At 69.4% G+C, this 16,050-nt stretch carries 18 protein-coding genes, 1 tRNA gene and 1 riboswitch; of the genes, 13 read left to right on the top strand and 6 right to left on the bottom strand.

All coding sequences use genetic code 11. From position 1 onward, the window contains the following. Positions 1-235: 235 nt before the first annotated feature. The 8 genes from ACZ7LU_RS36515 to ACZ7LU_RS36480 all read left to right on the top strand — a co-directional run bounded on the left by ACZ7LU_RS36515 (position 236) and on the right by ACZ7LU_RS36480 (position 6,766). The gene (locus tag ACZ7LU_RS36515; protein WP_468311917.1) at positions 236-1,744 is read left to right on the top strand and encodes an amino acid permease; all 1,509 of its coding nucleotides are present in this window, start codon (positions 236-238) and stop codon (positions 1,742-1,744) included. 86 nt (positions 1,745-1,830) lie between these two features. After that, positions 1,831-2,253, top strand: coding sequence for a M67 family metallopeptidase (locus ACZ7LU_RS36510; protein WP_398298246.1), 423 nt, complete (start codon positions 1,831-1,833; stop codon positions 2,251-2,253). 3 nt (positions 2,254-2,256) lie between these two features. Beyond that, positions 2,257-2,388: riboswitch (cobalamin riboswitch) on the top strand. Between the two features lie 44 nt (positions 2,389-2,432). Next, a complete protein-coding gene (locus ACZ7LU_RS36505; RefSeq protein WP_471919207.1) occupies positions 2,433-3,401 on the top strand; it encodes an ABC transporter substrate-binding protein in 969 nt (322 codons plus the stop codon). After that, positions 3,398-4,426, top strand: a complete 1,029-nt coding sequence (locus tag ACZ7LU_RS36500; RefSeq protein ID WP_468311913.1) for a FecCD family ABC transporter permease — start codon at positions 3,398-3,400, stop codon at positions 4,424-4,426. Before ACZ7LU_RS36505 ends, ACZ7LU_RS36500 begins: the two co-directional genes overlap by 4 nt. Continuing rightward, complete coding sequence (locus ACZ7LU_RS36495) at positions 4,423-5,202, top strand: ABC transporter ATP-binding protein (RefSeq protein WP_471919206.1); 780 nt, start codon at positions 4,423-4,425, stop codon at positions 5,200-5,202. Before ACZ7LU_RS36500 ends, ACZ7LU_RS36495 begins: the two co-directional genes overlap by 4 nt. Before the next feature lie 66 nt (positions 5,203-5,268). Next, a complete protein-coding gene (locus tag ACZ7LU_RS36490) occupies positions 5,269-5,376 on the top strand; it encodes a putative leader peptide (RefSeq protein ID WP_398298238.1) in 108 nt (35 codons plus the stop codon). A gap of 145 nt (positions 5,377-5,521) precedes the next feature. After that, a complete protein-coding gene (locus tag ACZ7LU_RS36485; RefSeq protein WP_468082708.1) occupies positions 5,522-5,800 on the top strand; it encodes a MoaD/ThiS family protein in 279 nt (92 codons plus the stop codon). Between the two features lie 12 nt (positions 5,801-5,812). Further along, positions 5,813-6,766, top strand: a complete 954-nt coding sequence (locus ACZ7LU_RS36480) for a PLP-dependent cysteine synthase family protein (protein WP_398298234.1) — start codon at positions 5,813-5,815, stop codon at positions 6,764-6,766. A 117-nt stretch (positions 6,767-6,883) separates the two neighbouring features. On the opposite strand, the gene ACZ7LU_RS36475 is transcribed toward ACZ7LU_RS36480, so the two are convergent. Continuing rightward, complete coding sequence (locus ACZ7LU_RS36475; RefSeq protein WP_398298232.1) at positions 6,884-7,354, bottom strand: type II toxin-antitoxin system PemK/MazF family toxin; 471 nt, start codon at positions 7,352-7,354, stop codon at positions 6,884-6,886. A gap of 196 nt (positions 7,355-7,550) precedes the next feature. Between ACZ7LU_RS36475 and ACZ7LU_RS36470 the strand changes: the two genes are divergently transcribed. After that, positions 7,551-8,303, top strand: coding sequence for an MBL fold metallo-hydrolase (locus tag ACZ7LU_RS36470; protein ID WP_468560182.1), 753 nt, complete (start codon positions 7,551-7,553; stop codon positions 8,301-8,303). 83 nt (positions 8,304-8,386) lie between these two features. On the opposite strand, the gene ACZ7LU_RS36465 is transcribed toward ACZ7LU_RS36470, so the two are convergent. Both ACZ7LU_RS36465 and ACZ7LU_RS36460 read right to left on the bottom strand, forming a co-directional pair. Continuing rightward, positions 8,387-9,652 carry a PTS transporter subunit EIIC gene (locus ACZ7LU_RS36465; RefSeq protein WP_471919205.1) on the bottom strand — a complete coding sequence of 422 codons (1,266 nt, stop codon included), beginning with the start codon at positions 9,650-9,652 and terminating at the stop codon, positions 8,387-8,389. A gap of 224 nt (positions 9,653-9,876) precedes the next feature. Continuing rightward, complete coding sequence (locus ACZ7LU_RS36460) at positions 9,877-11,190, bottom strand: PTS transporter subunit EIIC (RefSeq protein ID WP_398298226.1); 1,314 nt, start codon at positions 11,188-11,190, stop codon at positions 9,877-9,879. 143 nt (positions 11,191-11,333) lie between these two features. On the opposite strand from ACZ7LU_RS36460, the gene ACZ7LU_RS36455 reads away from it, so the two are divergent. The 4 genes from ACZ7LU_RS36455 (at position 11,334) to rdgB (ending at position 13,636) form a co-directional block, all read left to right on the top strand. After that, the gene (locus tag ACZ7LU_RS36455; protein ID WP_079075054.1) at positions 11,334-11,633 is read left to right on the top strand and encodes a PTS sugar transporter subunit IIB; all 300 of its coding nucleotides are present in this window, start codon (positions 11,334-11,336) and stop codon (positions 11,631-11,633) included. Positions 11,634-11,710: 77 nt separating this feature from the next. Continuing rightward, on the top strand, positions 11,711-12,457 hold the full coding sequence (rph, locus tag ACZ7LU_RS36450; protein WP_471919204.1) for a ribonuclease PH: 747 nt from the start codon (positions 11,711-11,713) through the stop codon (positions 12,455-12,457). A 122-nt stretch (positions 12,458-12,579) separates the two neighbouring features. After that, entirely contained in the window at positions 12,580-12,975 is a 396-nt protein-coding gene (locus tag ACZ7LU_RS36445) for a hypothetical protein (RefSeq protein ID WP_468082713.1), read from the top strand. Positions 12,976-13,033: 58 nt separating this feature from the next. Next, the gene (gene rdgB / locus ACZ7LU_RS36440; protein ID WP_471919203.1) at positions 13,034-13,636 is read left to right on the top strand and encodes an RdgB/HAM1 family non-canonical purine NTP pyrophosphatase; all 603 of its coding nucleotides are present in this window, start codon (positions 13,034-13,036) and stop codon (positions 13,634-13,636) included. A 59-nt stretch (positions 13,637-13,695) separates the two neighbouring features. Here the strand turns inward: rdgB and ACZ7LU_RS36435 are convergent. The 3 genes from ACZ7LU_RS36435 to bcp all read right to left on the bottom strand — a co-directional run bounded on the left by ACZ7LU_RS36435 (position 13,696) and on the right by bcp (position 15,943). Then, positions 13,696-13,779, bottom strand: a tRNA-Leu gene (locus ACZ7LU_RS36435). Positions 13,780-13,846: 67 nt separating this feature from the next. Continuing rightward, positions 13,847-15,349, bottom strand: a complete 1,503-nt coding sequence (gene proP, locus ACZ7LU_RS36430; RefSeq protein ID WP_471919202.1) for a glycine betaine/L-proline transporter ProP — start codon at positions 15,347-15,349, stop codon at positions 13,847-13,849. Between the two features lie 126 nt (positions 15,350-15,475). Then, positions 15,476-15,943, bottom strand: a complete 468-nt coding sequence (bcp, locus tag ACZ7LU_RS36425) for a thioredoxin-dependent thiol peroxidase (RefSeq protein WP_223774844.1) — start codon at positions 15,941-15,943, stop codon at positions 15,476-15,478. Between the last annotated feature and the right edge of the window lie 107 nt (positions 15,944-16,050).

Here is a 16,050-nt window from a genome sequence, read left to right as displayed (position 1 = left end):
TCAAGGGAAGTTTGTCCGCTTCTTCTTGTGGGGTGCGCCACAGGTGGCTCATTCCCTCACTGTTGCCACCGTGATAAATCTTCACGACCACTCGGCTACGCCACCCATGTCGCCGAGGGCGCTCGAGCCGGCAGACCGCCGGTAGCACTCCATTCGTATCCGGGGGGATCAGGACCTGATCCGCAGCCACAACGCAGATGTGCGGGCGCGGATCAGCATGGAGAAAGGCGTCACCATGACCTCAGTGCAGGTCGAAGAGCAGCACGACGAGCACGGCGGCAACGGTGTCGCGCAGGACGGCTCGTCCGGCGAGGGTTACCAGCGCGGGCTCGGAGCCCGGCAGATCCAGATGATCGCGATCGGCGGTGCCATCGGCACCGGCCTGTTCCTCGGCGCGGGCAAGGCCATTCACAAGGCCGGCCCCAGCCTCATCCTGGCGTACGCCATCGCGGGCCTCGTCATCTTCTTCATCATGCGGGCGCTCGGCGAGCTCCTCATGTACCGGCCCGTGTCCGGCTCCTTCTCGGAGTACGCCCGTGAGTTCATGGGCCCGTTCTTCGGATTCGTGACCGGCTGGACGTACTGGCTCTTCTGGGTCGTCACCGGCATCACGGAAGTGACCGCGGCCGCCCAGTACATGCAGTACTGGACACACGGCTCCGTCCCGCAATGGGCGTACGCGCTGATCTTCACGGTCATCCTGTACGGCGCGAACCTCATCTCCGTGAAGCTCTTCGGCGAGCTGGAGTTCTGGTTCTCGATGGTCAAGGTCACCGCCATCATCGGCATGATCCTGATCTGCATCGGCATCCTCACCATCGGCTTCTCCGACGCCGGTGACACCGCGACCGTGGCCCACCTGTGGAACCAGGGCGGCTTCTTCCCGAACGGCATCGGCTCCACGCTGATGACGCTGCAGATCGTGATGTTCGCCTTCCTCGCCGTCGAGCTCGTCGGCGTCACCGCGGGCGAGTCCAAGGACCCGAAGACCGTCCTGCCCAAGGCCATCAACACCGTGCCGTGGCGCATCGCCGTCTTCTACGTCGGCGCGCTCATCATGATCCTGTCGGTCGTGCCGTGGACGCACTTCCAGCCCGGCGTCTCGCCGTTCGTCGCGGCCTTCGAGAAGATGGGCCTCGGCGTCGGCGCCGCGATCGTGAACTTCGTGGTCCTCACCGCCGCGCTCTCCTCCTGCAACTCCGGCATGTACTCCACCGGCCGCATGCTGCGCGACCTGGCGATGAACGGCCAGGGCCCGAAGTTCTTCACCAAGCTGACGAAGAACGGCCTGCCGCTCATCGGCACCACGGCCTCCGCCGCGTTCATGCTGGTCGGCGTCTGGATCAACTACCAGTGGCCGGGCGAGGCGTTCAACTACGTCGTCTCCTTCGCGACCATCTCCGGCATGTGGGCCTGGATCATGATCCTGGCCTGCCAGATCCGCTACCGCCGCAAGGCCGACCGCGGCGAGCTGCCGCAGTCCACCTTCCGGGCCCCGGGCGCCCCGTACACCAGCTGGTTCGCGCTGCTCTTCATCGGCATGGTCATCGTGATGATGGGCGTCGACAAGGACGCGCGGATCTCGCTGTACGCCGCTCCGGTCTGGGCCGCGATCCTCGGCGTCTCCTACCTGGTCCTCAAGAGCCGCAACCCGCAGGCCGCGGCGTTCAACAAGCGGAAGATCGGCCTCTCCGAGGACGCCTCCGCGGGTGCCTCCACCGGCGACCGCCTCTCCAAGGACTGACCGGCTCCCCAAGGCCGCTGTCCAGCATTCGGGCCCGCGCGTACCACACTCCGGTACGCGCGGGCCCCTCTGCTTATCCTGGCGCCATGCTGACCATCACCCAGGCCCTCCACGACCAGATCGTCGCGCACGCGCGCCAGGACCACCCCGACGAGGCGTGCGGCGTGGTCGCGGGCCCGGCGGGCACCGGCCGCCCCGAGCGGTTCATCCCGATGCTCAACGCCGCGCGCTCGCCCACGTTCTACGAGTTCGACTCGGGCGACCTGCTCAAGCTCTACCGCGAGCTCGACGACCGCGACGAGGAGCCGGTGATCATCTACCACTCGCACACGGCGACCGAGGCCTACCCCTCGCGCACCGACATCACGTACGCCAACGAACCCGGCGCCCACTACGTCCTGGTCTCCACGGCGGACACCGACGACGCGGGCCCCTTCCAGTTCCGCTCGTACCGGATCGTCGACGGCGAGGTCACCGAGGAAGACGTAAAGGTCGTACAGGCATACTGAGCTTTACTCACGAGGGCGGCAGGACCCAGGAAGCCGGTGCGAACCCGGCACGGTCCCGCCACTGTGACCCCGCCCCACCGGCACACGCCGGCCGGGGCGGGGGAGTCAGGAACTGACCTGCCGCCTTCCTCCACACGACGCAGGGGACGCGGAAATCCCCTGGAGGAGGCAGTTCAGCCATGTCCCGACCGATACGTGCCCTGGCCGCCGCGGCCCTGCTCGTCCCGCTCGCCGCGTGCTCCTCGGGCCCGGGCGGTGACGGCGGTGACGGCAAGCCCGCCGCCAAGGCCGCCGGATTCCCGTACACCGTCACCAACTGCGGCGTGAAGACCACTTACGACGCACCTCCGAAGCGCGCGGTCACCATGAACCAGCACACCACCGAAGTGATGCTGGAACTCGGTCTGAAGGACCACATCGCCGGCACCGCCTACCTCGACGACAAGGTCCTCCCGAAGTATGAGAAGGCCTACAAGTCGCTCCCGATGCTCGCCAAGGAGTACCCCTCCTACGAGAAGCTGCTCTCCGCCAACCCCGACTTCGTCTATGGCGGTTACGCCAGCGCCTTCCTCCCCGGCGACGGCCGCAGCCGCTCGGCACTCGCCAAGTCCGGCATCGAGAGCCGCCTCAACGTAGAGGGCTGCGCCAAGAAGCCCGTCTCCATGGACGACGTCTACCGCGAGGTCCGCGAGGTCGGCTCCACCTTCGGGGTGCGGGCCCGCGCCGACCGGTGGGTGAAGGGCGCCCAGCGCGAACTGGCCGCCACCGCCGAGAAGTCCAAGGACAAGAAGCCGCTCTCCGTCTTCGTCTACGACAGCGGCGACAAGACGGCGTTCACCGCGGGCGGCCGCGGCATCGGCAACGACATCATCGAGCGGGCGGGCGGCCGCAACATCTTCGCCCACGTCGACAAGTCCTTCAGCGACGCGTCCTGGGAATCGGTCGTCGAGCGCAGGCCCGAGACCATCCTGATCCTCGACTACGGCGCCACGACGGTCGCCCAGAAGAAGAAGCGCCTCCTGGAGGACCCGGTCCTCAAGGACGTCCCCGCCGTCAAGAACAAGCGCTTCGCGGTCCTGCGGCTCTCCGACATGGTCACGGGAGTACGAGCGCCCGAGGCGGTGAGGAAGCTGGCGGCACAGCTGTGAAGCACCTGCGCTACGCCACCGTCGTGACGACGCTCTGCGCGGCCCTCGCGGTGGCGCTCGTGGCCGGTCTCGCCCTCGGCTCCGTCCGCATCCCCGCCGCCGACGTCCTGGACATCCTCACGGGCCGCGCCGAACCCTCCCCGTTCCGCACGATCGTGCTGGACGTCCGCCTGCCCAGGGTCCTGCTCGGAGCGACCGTGGGCGCCGGGCTCGCGGTCATCGGCACCGTCCTGCAAGCCCTCGTCCGCAACCCCCTCGCCGACCCGTTCCTGCTCGGCGTCTCCTCGGGCGCCTCCGTCGGCGCGGTCTGCGCGATCGTGCTCGGCAGCGTCTTCGGCCTCGGCGCGGCCCTGTCCACCACCGTCACGATCCCGGCCGCCTCCTTCGCGGGCGCGCTGCTCTCCCTCGTCCTCGTCTACGCCCTGGCCCGCGGCGGCGGCAGCTTCGCCACCGGGCGCCTGATCCTCGCGGGCGTCGCCGTCTCGTACATCCTGACCGCGCTGACCAGCCTCATCCTCGTCACCGCCGACAGCGCGGACCACCTCAAGGAAGTCCTGTACTGGACGCTGGGCGGCCTCGGCAGCGCCCGCTGGGACATGCTCGCCCTGCCCTGCGCCACCCTCGCCGTCGGCACGGCCCTCCTGGTGTCCATGGCCCGGCCCCTCGACCTGCTCCTCGCCGGGGAGGAGGGCGCCACCGTCCTCGGCCTGCACGCCGCCCGCTTCCGCGCCGGCGTCTTCGTCCTCGCCTCGCTCCTGACCGGCGTCCTCGTCGCGTACAGCGGAGCCATCGGCTTCGTCGGCCTCATGGTGCCGCACGCCGCCCGCATGCTGGTCGGCGCCGCGCACCGCGCGCTGCTCCCGGTGGTGGCGCTGATGGGCGCCGTGTTCCTGGTCGTCGCCGACCTCGCCGCCCGCACCGTCGCCGCGCCGCAGGACATCCCCGTCGGCGTGCTCACCGCGCTGACCGGCGGCCCGTTCTTCCTGTGGCTGCTGCGGCGGCGTACCGAAGGAGTCCCGGCATGACCGGCGAGCTGCGCACCCGGGCCCTCACGTACGAGATCGACGGCAGGCGGCTCGTCGACGCCGTGGACCTCACCGCCGCCCCCGGCGAGACCGTCGGCGTCGTCGGCCCCAACGGCAGCGGCAAGACGACGCTGCTCCGCTGCGTCTACGGCACGCTGCGCCCCACCGCGGGCCACGCCCTCCTCGACGGCGACGACCTGCACACGATGACCCCGAAGGCCCGCGCCCGGCGCCTGGCCACCGTGCCGCAGGACGGGCAGGCGGCGTTCGAGCTGACCGTCCGGCAGGTGGTCGCGATGGGCCGCTCCCCGCACAAGCGGTTCTGGGAGGCGGACACGGCGGCCGACGAGGCCCTCGTCACGGCGGCCCTCGCCCGCGTCGGCGTCGAGGGGCTGGCCGACCGCGCCTTCCCGTCCCTGTCCGGCGGCGAGCGCCAGCGCGCCCTGGTGGCCCGTGCCCTGGTGCAGCAGCCCACCCTCGTCGTCCTCGACGAGCCCACCAACCACCTCGACATCCGCTACCAGCTCGAAATCCTCTCCTTCGTACGGAACTTGGGCACGACGAACCTCCTGGCCCTGCACGACCTGAACCTCGCGGCCTACTACTGCGACCGCCTCTACGTCCTCGACGGCGGCCGCCTCGTCGCCTCCGGGGCGCCCAAGGAGGTCCTCACGGCCGAGCTGCTCGCCACCGTGTACGGCGTGACGGCCGAGGTCAGCACGCATCCGCTGACCGGTGCGCCGACCGTCGTCTACCTGCCGCCGCCCGCATCCTGAACGGATTCCGTCCAGCAGGTGAGATCACATTCCGGGATCCGGACCGGGAATCGATACGATGACCGCATGGTTCCCCATGACGTGAGCGAAGAGACGCCGAGCGCACCCCTGCTGCTCGTGGCGCGGCTGCACGTCGACCTGTGCCGCCTCGCCAGCGCGATCTGTTCCCGCTGAACCGATCCGCCGCCCGGCCGTGGGCCGCGGCGCCGCACCACGCACGCGGGCGCACCCCGCGTACGCCAGGCACCACCCCGCAAGCACAGCGCCGCCGCGCGCCCACCGACCGCACTTTCCCGCCCCCCGACAGGAGCCCCCAGCCATGGCCATCGAGGTCCGCATCCCGACCATCCTCCGCACCTACACCGGCGGCGCCAAGGCCGTCGAAGGCAGCGGGGACACCCTCGCCGAGCTCTTCACGGACCTCGACTCGCGGCACGAGGGCATCGCCGCCCGCATCGTCGACGACGGCAAGCTGCGCCGCTTCGTGAACGTGTACCTGAACGACGAGGACGTCCGCTTCCTCGACGGCATCTCCACGAAGCTCTCCGACGGCGACAACGTCACGATCCTGCCGGCCGTCGCCGGCGGCATGGTCTAGGCCCGATCCCGGATGCCTCGCTACGACTCCCCGCTCGCCGCGGTCGGCAACACGCCGCTCGTCCGCCTGCCGCGCCTGTCCCCCTCGGCGGAGGTCCGCATCTGGGCCAAGCTGGAGGACCGCAACCCGACCGGCTCCATCAAGGACCGGCCCGCGCTGCACATGGTCGAACAGGCCGAGAAGGACGGCCGGTTGACGCCCGGCTGCACGATCCTGGAGCCGACCTCCGGCAACACCGGCATCTCGCTCGCCATGGCGGCCAAGCTCAAGGGCTACCGCATCGTGTGCGTCATGCCGGAGAACACCTCGCAGGAGCGGCGCGACCTGCTCGCCATGTGGGGCGCCGAGATCATCTCCTCACCGGCCGCCGGCGGCTCCAACACCGCCGTCCGCGTCGCCAAGGAGCTGGCCGCGGAACACCCGGACTGGGTCATGCTCTACCAGTACGGCAACCCGGACAACGCGGGCGCCCACTACGCCACGACCGGCCCCGAGGTCCTCGCCGACCTCCCCTCGATCACCCACTTCGTGGCGGGCCTCGGCACCACGGGCACCCTCATGGGCGTCGGCCGCTACCTGCGCGAGCAGAAGCCCGACATCAAGATCGTCGCCGCCGAGCCGCGCTACGACGACCTCGTCTATGGCCTGCGCAACCTCGACGAGGGCTTCGTCCCCGAGCTGTACGACGCCTCCGTCCTCACCACCCGCTTCTCCGTCGGCTCGGCCGACGCGGTGACCCGCACCCGGGAGCTCCTCCAGCAGGAGGGCATCTTCGCGGGCGTCTCCACCGGCGCGGCGCTGCACGCGGCGATCGGCGTCGGCAAGAAGGCGGTGGCGGCGGGCGAGCGGGCCGACATCGTCTTCGTCGTCGCCGACGGCGGCTGGAAGTACCTCTCGACGGGCGTGTACACCGCCCCGACCACGGAGGCGGCGATCGAGACGCTGCAGGGCCAGCTCTGGGCGTAGCGGTGCCGGGTCGGAGGGGCTGAGATCTCAGCCCCTCTGGGGGTCCCCCCTGCTCTTCAAGAGCTCGGGGGAGTTTGAGGAGCGGGGTCCGGGGCGGAGCCCTGTGGACACGGCGGGTCAGCCCGCCAAGTACTTCACCTGGTCCCACAGCACCGGGTCCACCACCCCGGCCCGCCTCCGAAAGTCCCCGAGGGACACGTCCCTCAGCTCATCGGTCTCCAGGAAACTGGGCCGCCCGTGCGCGTCGCCCACCGAGCCCGGCGGCAGCGGAATCACGCCCGCGCGCTCCTCGTGGTACTTGCTGGTGATCTTCGCGACCCGGGCGCGCCGCCCGCGCACGGACAGCACCAGACACGGCCGGTCCTTGCCGCCGGGCCCGTCCTCGTACGGCACCCGGGCCCACCAGATCTCCGCCGGCCGCGGCGCGGGCAGCCGCTGCTGAGGCCCCCGCGGTCCTCGCGGCGGCCGTGTCCGGCCCGCCGGGCGGCTGCTCCGCTTACGCGGTCCGCGACCCCAGCCGTCCACCAGCGTGACGACGAACGCCAGCACCACCACGGCTGCCAGCGCGAGCCACCACGACGTGTCCATACGCACGACGGTACCGGTGGCGATCCCGTGGCGCCCGCCGCCTCCCCCCGGTCCCACAAGCCCCCCGAACCGGTGACAGCGCAGGTGAGTTCCCCCACAACGGCCCGCGACGGAGGAGCGACCAGGGCTTTTGCGCCTTACGCTCGATCCACCGCACACTCCCCAGCTCTCCTGCCAGCGCGGAGGTTCCAGCTTCATGAAGCTCACCGTCGTCGGCTGCTCGGGGTCGTTTCCGTCCGCGGAGTCGGCCTGCTCGAGCTACCTCGTCGAGGCCGACGGCTTCCGGTTGCTGCTCGACATGGGCAACGGCGCCCTCGGCGAGCTGCAGCGCCACATCGGTCTGTACGACCTGGACGCGGTCTTCCTCAGCCATCTGCACGCCGATCACTGCATCGACATGTGCGCGTACTTCGTGGCCCGCTACTACCGGCACGAGGGCGGCCGCTGCGCCCCCATCCCGGTCTTCGGCCCCGAAGGCACCGAGCAGCGGCTGACGACCGCGTACGCCGACACGCCCTCCGCCTCCTCGATGAGCGAGGTCTTCGACTTCCACACGGTCAAGCCGGGCTCGTTCGAGATCGGCCCGTTCTCGGTGCGCACCGAGAAGATGTGCCACCCGGTCGAGGCGTACGCCATCCGGGTCGAGCACGCCGGGAAGTCCCTCACGTACTCCGGGGACACCGGGCCCTGCGAGCCCCTGGACGAACTCGCCGCGGACACCGACCTGTTCCTGTGCGAGGCGGCCTTCACATACGGCAAGGAGAACATCCCCGACCTCCACCTGAACGGCCGCGAGGCGGGCGAGTCCGCCCGGCGCGCGGGCGCAGGAAGGTTGCTGCTCACCCACATCCCGCCGTGGACGGACCCGCAGGTGAACCTCGCCGACGCGCGCGCGGTGTACGACGGCCCCACCGCGCTGGCGGCGCCGGGCGCGACGTACGAGATCTGACGACAGCGAAAGAGCCCCTCACCGTCGCGTGGACGGTGAGGGGCTCTTTCGTGTGAGCTTCGTGTGGGCCGGTGCGGCGGAGGCTACTTCGCCTCGGCCTTCTGGAGCTCGGCGAGCTCCTCGTCGGACTCGCGGCCCGGCGTCGGCAGGTTGAACTTGGTGATCGCGAAGCGGAAGACCACGTAGTAGACCGCCGCGAAGCAGAGGCCGACCAGGGCCAGGCCCCACGGGTTCTTCGCGATGCCGAGGTTCAGGAAGAAGTCGACCGCGCCGGCCGAGAAGCCGAAGCCGTCCTTCATGCCGAGCGACCAGGTCAGCGCCATGGAGATGCCGGTGAGCACCGCGTGGATCGCGTACAGGACCGGGGCGATGAACATGAAGGTGAACTCGATCGGCTCGGTCACACCGGTCACGAAGGCGGTGAGCGCGAGCGAGAACATCATGCCGCCGACGACCTTGCGGCGCTCGGGACGGGCGCAGTGCACGATCGCGAGGCAGGCCGCCGGGAGGGCGAACATCATGATCGGGAAGAAGCCGGTCATGAACTGTCCGGCGGTCGGGTCACCGGCGAGGAAGCGGTTGATGTCGCCGCTCTTGCCCTCGTACGAGCCCGCCTGGAACCACGGGAAGGAGTTCAGCAGGTGGTGCATGCCGACCGGGATCAGCGCACGGTTGGCGACACCGAAGATGCCCGCGCCGACGGCGCCCGAACCGACCAGCCACTCACCGAAGTTGTGCAGGCCCGTGCCGAGGACCGGCCAGATGTAGCCGAAGACGATGCCGAGGATCAGGCCCGCGAAGGCGGACAGGATCGGGACGAGACGGCGGCCGCCGAAGAAGCCCGCCCAGTCGGGCAGCTTGGTCCGGTAGAACTTCTGGTAGAGCAGGGCCACCACGATGCCCATCACGACACCGCCGAGGACCTTGGCGTCCACGGGCGCCTCGGTCATGACGATCTTGCCGTCGACGACCTTCGCGATCTTGTCGAGGTTCGGGTCGGTGAACGTGGCGAGGACGTTCTTGAAGACCAGGTAGCCGGTGACGGCCGCCAGCGCCGTCGAACCGTCGGACTTCTTGGCGAAGCCGATCGCGATGCCGACGGCGAACAGCAGCGCCATGTTGTCGAGGATCGCGTTGCCGCCCGCGGCCATGAAGGAGGCGATCTTGGTGATGAAGGTCGGGAAGGAGTCCCGGCCCAGCATGTCGGGGTTGCCGAGGCGGACGAGCAGGGCGCCTGCGGGCAGCACGGCGACCGGCAGCATGAGGCTGCGGCCGATGCGCTGCATGACAGCCATCACGCCGGCGCCCTTCTTCTTCTCGGCCGCGGGAGCGGAACTGGCCGTGGACACAACTTCCTCCAGTGGGCAAGGCGCCGCCTGGGGACATGGAAGTGGGGGACGGCGGCGTCTCCGGGGGACGCGGCCAGAACGGCCGCGTGGTCTACACCATTAGTGGTGTAGACCTGTTGTAGCACGGTGAAGGTGGCGTAAGGAACCTGCGATTCCTGTTACCTGGGCCATATCCGGAAATGCCGGAGGAAAGCGCCGCCCGCAGGGGAGTTAGGCCTCGGTGGTCAGGCCTTGGTCTGCTCCCGGTCCTCTGCCTCCGCCTCCTCCTCCGGTTCGCGTCCGGGCGTGTGCAGATCGAACTTCGTGATGACGAAGCGGAACAGCGCGTAGTACACGACGGCGAAGCACAGCCCGATCGGAATGATCAGCCATGGCTTCGTCGCCAGGCTCCAGTTGATGACGTAGTCGATCAGGCCCGCCGAGAAGCTGAAGCCGTCCTTGACCCCCAGCCCCCACGTCACCGCCATCGAGACGCCGGTGAGCACCGCGTGGATCGCGTACAGGACCGGCGCGATGAAGAGGAACGAGTACTCGATCGGCTCGGTGATGCCCGTGACGAACGATGTCAGGCCGACCGAGAGCATCAGGCCGCCGACCACCTTGCGGCGCTCGGGGCGCGCGCAGTGCGTGATCGCGAGGGCCGCCGCGGGCAGCGCGAACATCATGATCGGGAAGAAGCCCGAGGTGAACTGGCCCGCCGTCGGGTCGCCCGCGAGGAAGCGGTTGATGTCGCCGTGCACGACCGTGCCGTCCGGCTTCGTGTAGTCGCCGAACTGGAACCAGACGAACGTGTTCAGGAACTGGTGCAGCCCCACCGTGAGCAGCGCGCGGTTGGCGACGCCGAAGATGCCCGAGCCCAGCCAGCCGAGGTCGACGAGCCACTTCGAGAAGCTGGTCAGCGCGTCGCCGATGGGCGGCCAGATCCAGACGCAGAGACCGGCGAAGATCAGACCGACGAAGGCCATGATGATCGGCACGAGGCGGCGGCCGTTGAAGAAGCCGAGCCAGTCGACCAGCTTCACGCGGTGGTAGCGCTGCCAGAACCAGGCGGCGAGCAGGCCCATCACGATGCCGCCGAACACCCCCGGATTCTGGTACGCGGCCTGCGCCACCGTCCCGTCCTCCGCCACGCACACCCCGCTCCACATGCCCGCGCTGCCGAACACCGTGTCCTGCGGGCAGTCGTCGGGGAAGGCGCGCAGCACCCCGTAGTAGACGAGGAACCCCGCGACCGCCGCGAGGGCCGTGGAGCCGTCCGCCTTCTTCGCCATGCCGATCGCGACACCGATGCAGAACAGCAGCGGCAGGCCGAGCGTGGAGTCGAGCAGCGAACCGCCCGCCGCCGCGAAGACCTTGGCGACGTTCGTCCAGCCGAGGCCGTCGTCGCCGAACACGTCGGGCTGTCCGAGGCGGTTCAGGATGCCGGCGGCGGGCAGCACCGCGATGGGCAGCTGGAGGCTGCGGCCCATCTTCTGCAGGCCCTGGAACAGGCCGTTCCACCACTTCTTCTGCGGCACCGTCGCGGCTGGGGAACTCATCGGCGTCCCTCCCGGAACAAGCCAGGTTTGGCGGTCGTTGAAAACTGGTGTAGACCAGTTGCGGTACGTGTGGAGCGCCGTCCGGCAGGGGCCGGCACCTTGATCGTCATCATTGGGCACGGCTGACGTAACCGCCCGCGAAGATGGTCCAACCGTGCGTTACCGTGACAAAGCGGTCCCCCGGCCGCGAGAAACACAGGGAGAAACACATGGCCAGCAAGGCTGAGAAGATCGTTGCCGGGCTCGGCGGCATCGACAACATCGAAGAGGTCGAGGGCTGCATCACGCGCCTGCGCACCGAGGTCAAGGACCCGGCCCTGGTGGACGACGCCGCCCTGAAGGCCGCCGGCGCCCACGGCGTCGTCAAGATGGGCACCGCCATCCAGGTCGTCATCGGCACCGACGCCGACCCCATCGCGGCGGACATCGAAGACATGATGTGAGTCGCCGGACTCACCCGTGAGGGCCCCTCCCCGACAAGGGGAAGGGGCCCTCACTCATGTCCGGATAGGCTCAGCCCATGTCCTCTACGCCCTCGCCCCGCATCGACGGCCGCACCCCCGAACAGCTCCGCCCGATCACCATCGAGCGCGGCTGGAGCAAGCACGCCGAGGGCTCCGTCCTCATCTCCTTCGGCGACACCAAGGTCTTCTGCACCGCCTCCGTCACCGAAGGCGTCCCGCGCTGGCGCAAGGGCAGCGGCGAGGGCTGGGTCACCGCCGAGTACTCCATGCTTCCCCGCTCCACCAACACCCGCGGCGACCGCGAGTCCGTCCGCGGCAAGATCGGCGGCCGCACCCACGAGATCAGCCGCCTCATCGGCCGCTCCCTGCGCGCCGTCATCGACTACAAGGCCCTCGGCGAGAACACCATCGTCCTCGACTGCGACGTCCTCCAGGCCGACGGCGGCACCCGCACCGCCGCCATCACCGGCGCGTATGTGGCGCTGGCCGACGCCGTCGCCTGGGCCCAGGCCAAGAAGATCGTGAAGGCCGGCCGCAAGCCCCTCACCGACACCGTCAGCGCCGTCTCCGTCGGCATCGTCGGCGGCGTACCGCTCCTCGACCTCTGCTACGAGGAAGACGTGCGGGCCGACACCGACATGAACGTCGTGTGCACCGGCGACGGACGCTTCGTCGAGGTCCAGGGCACCGCCGAGGCCGAGCCCTTCGCCCGCAAGGAGCTCAACGCGCTCCTCGACCTCGCCGTCGGCGGCTGCGAGGACCTCGCCGCCCTCCAGCGCGAGGCGCTGGAGGCGACGCGCTAGCGGCGCGGGTCACGCGACGTAGGTCACGCAAGCAACCAACAACCCCCTGCCGGGCGTTGTTACGAGTACGGGCGCGCGGGAAAAGCCGCGCGCCCGTCCACACCCTGGGGAGGGACCGAACCATGGCCGCGCGCCACCGACGTATCGCCACCGCCGTCGTCACAGCCCTGATCGTCATCCCGGCCGGTGCCGGCCTCGTCGGCTGCGACGCCGTCGAGAAGGCGCTCGACTGTGTCCAGACCGCCGACACGATCGCCGACAGCGTCACCGACCTGCAGACGGCCGTCGAGAACGCCGGTGACAACCCGGCCGAGGCGGACAGGGCACTCGACGACATCGGCAAGAACCTCGACAAGATCGGCGACAAGACCGACAACGCCGATGTCAACAAGGCCGTCGACGACCTCGACAAGGCCGTCGACAACGTCCGCGACGCCATCGACAAGGGCGACGCCACACCGGACGTCTCCGGCGTCACGGACGCGGCAGGCGAACTGACCAAGGTCTGCACGCCGTAAGAGCACGCGCGGCGGACGCGCGGCCGGGGCGGTGAGGGAGGCGGCGATACTGGGGAGCATGACCCGCCTCATCCTCGCCACCCGCAACACCGGCAAGATCACGGAACTGAGGGCGATCCTCGCCGACGCAGGCCTCACCCACGAGCTCGTCGGCGCGGACGCCTACCCCGAGATCCCCGACGTCAAGGAAACCGGCGTCACCTTCGTCGAGAACGCCCTCCTCAAGGCCCACGCCCTCGCCAAGGCCACGGGCCTGCCCGCCGTCGCCGACGACTCGGGCCTCTGCGTCGACGTCCTCGGCGGCGCCCCCGGCATCTTCTCCGCCCGCTGGGCCGGCCGCCACGGCGACGACACCGCGAACCTGAACCTGCTCCTGGCCCAGCTGTCGGACATCTCCGCGGAACACCGCGCCGCCCACTTCGCGTGCGCGGCGGCCCTGGCCCTGCCCGACGGCACGGAACGCGTGGTCGAGGGCCGCCTGCGCGGCGTCCTCCGCACGGCCCCCGCGGGCACGGGCGGCTTCGGCTACGACCCGATCCTCCAGCCGGACGGCGAGACGCGCACGTGCGCGGAGCTCACGGCAGCGGAGAAGAACGCGATCAGCCACCGCGGGGAGGCGTTCCGGGCGCTGGCGCCGGTCGTGCGGGAGCTGCTGGGCTGAACCGAACAGCGCACACACATGGCCTGCGAATCGTGCTCCTGATTCGCAGGCCATTCACGTGCGGCGGAAGGGATTCGAACCCTCAAGCCCGATCAAGGGCCACAGATCCTAAGTCTGCTGCGTCGCCGTTGCGCCACCGCCGCCAGCCGCCTGCCATCGTACCGGGCAGGCGGCTCCGGCTGATCACGGGTTTGCCCACAAGGCGCGGGGTCAGAACCTCGGCGCCGTCGCCTGGGCCTCGACCATTTCCGCGGCCTCCTCCTTCGTCTCCACCGAAGGCGGCGAACCCGACAGCGGCTTCTGCGCCGTCTCCTTCATGCAGGCCACCGCGATGACGCCGACCAGGGCCGCCGCCATCGAGTAGTACGCCGGGACCATGTCCGTGCCCGTGACGCTGATCAGGGACGTGATCACCAAGGGGGCCGTGCCGCCGAAGAGGGAGGCGGAGAGGTTGTAGCCGACGGACAGGGAGCCGTAGCGGACCGAGGTGGGGAAGAGGGCGGGTAGGGTCGCCGACATCGTGCCGAGGAGGCAGACCAGGGAGAGGCCGAGCATCAGCATGCCGCCGGAGACGGCCAGCAGGCTGCCCTGCTTGATCAGGAGGAAGGCGGGGACGGAGAGGACGAGGAAGCCCAGCATGCCCGTCATCAGGAGCGGCTTGCGGCCGAAGCGGTCCGACAGCTTGCCGACCTGGTTCATGATCAGCATCAGCACGATCATCGTGCCGATGAGGATCAGCAGCCCGTGCGAGTCGTCGTACCCGAGCTCGTCCGAGAGGTACGTCGGCATGTACGACAGGAGCATGTAGTCCGTGACGTTGTACGCGCCGACCAGCGCGATGCAGAGGATCAGCGTCGGCCAGTAGTCGCGGAAGATCTTCGCCAGGTCGCCCTTGGCCGTGGTCTCCACCGTGGAGGCGCCCTCGGTCGCCGAGTGGAAGGTCGCGTCCTCCATCTTCTGGAAGGCCGGGGTCTCGTCCAGCTTCAGCCGGAGGTAGAGGCCGACGAGGCCGAGCGGGCCCGCGACGAGGAACGGGATGCGCCAGCCCCAGGAGTCCATGGCGTCCGAGCCGAGGGCGGTGTTGAGGATGAGGACGAGCCCGGCCGCACCCGTGTAGCCGGCGAGCGTGCCGACCTCCAGGAAGCTGCCGAAGTAGCCGCGGCGCTTGTCGGGCGCGTACTCGGCGATGAACGTGGAGGCACCGCCGTACTCACCGCCCGTCGAGAAGCCCTGCACCAGGCGGAAGAAGATCAGCAGGACCGGCGCCCAGAAGCCGATCGTCGCGTAGGACGGGATCAGGCCGATGGCGAGCGTGCCGATCGCCATCAGGATCATCGTCAGCGCGAGGACCTTCTTGCGGCCGATCTTGTCGCCCATCGGGCCGAAGACCATGCCGCCGATGGGGCGGACCAGGAAGGAGACCGCGAAGGTGGCGAAGGACGAGATCAGCTGTGCCGTCTCGTTCCCGGAAGGGAAGAAGACGTGGCCGATGGTGACGGCCAGGTAGCTGTAGATACCGAAGTCGAACCATTCCATGGCGTTGCCGAGCGAGGCCGCTTTGACGGCCCGCTTGACCGCCGCCTCGTCCGTGACCGTGATGTCCGTGCGGCGCAGGGGAGGGTTCCTCCGGCGTTTCACGGCCCGGAACAGGGTCCGGTGGCGTCTCATCGCCTCCGGGTCGGCCTCGGCGTCGAGCTCTTCGTGGGCCGCCATGGAGTGGTTCCTTTCGTTCTTCGTACAAGTTCCCCGTGGGATCACTTGCTCGAAGATGGCCGTTGCAAACGAAAGCCCCTCGCGAGAGGGGCTTCGTCACATCACGGCGCGGGCGGCCGGCACGGCTCAGACGCCGAGGTCCCTGATGATCTTCGCCACGTGGCCCGTCGCCTTCACGTTGTAGAACGCGTGCTCGACCTTGCCCTGCTCGTCGACCACCACGGTCGACCGGATCACCCCGGTCACCGTCTTGCCGTACAGCTTCTTCTCGCCGAAGGCGCCGTACGCCTCCAGGGTCTCCTTGGAGGGGTCGCCGACCAGCGTGACCTTGAGGTTCTCCTGCTCACGGAACTTGGCGAGCTTCTCCGGCTTGTCCGGCGACACGCCGATCACGTCGTAACCGGCGGCGGCGAGCACGTCGAGGTTGTCCGTGAAGTCGCAGGCCTGCTTGGTGCAGCCGGGGGTGAGGGCCGCCGGGTAGAAGTAGACGATGACCTTGCGGCCCTTGTGGTCGGCCAGCGAGACGTCCTTGCCGTCGGCGTCGGGCAGGGTGAAGGCGGGGGCGGTGTCGCCGGGCTGCAGTCGCTCGCTCATGGTCGGTCTCCTCGTACGCGTGCTTCGCAAAGGGTGGGTGACGGAGTCGAGCGTAATAGGGGTGCCGTGGGGTGCGGCGCGCGCGAAGCTGACAGACTGTGGTCACA

Source organism: Streptomyces sp. NPDC039462, assembly GCF_055639375.1.
Note: the sequence above shows the minus strand (reverse complement) of the source record. Positions and strands in the feature narration are given on the sequence as shown.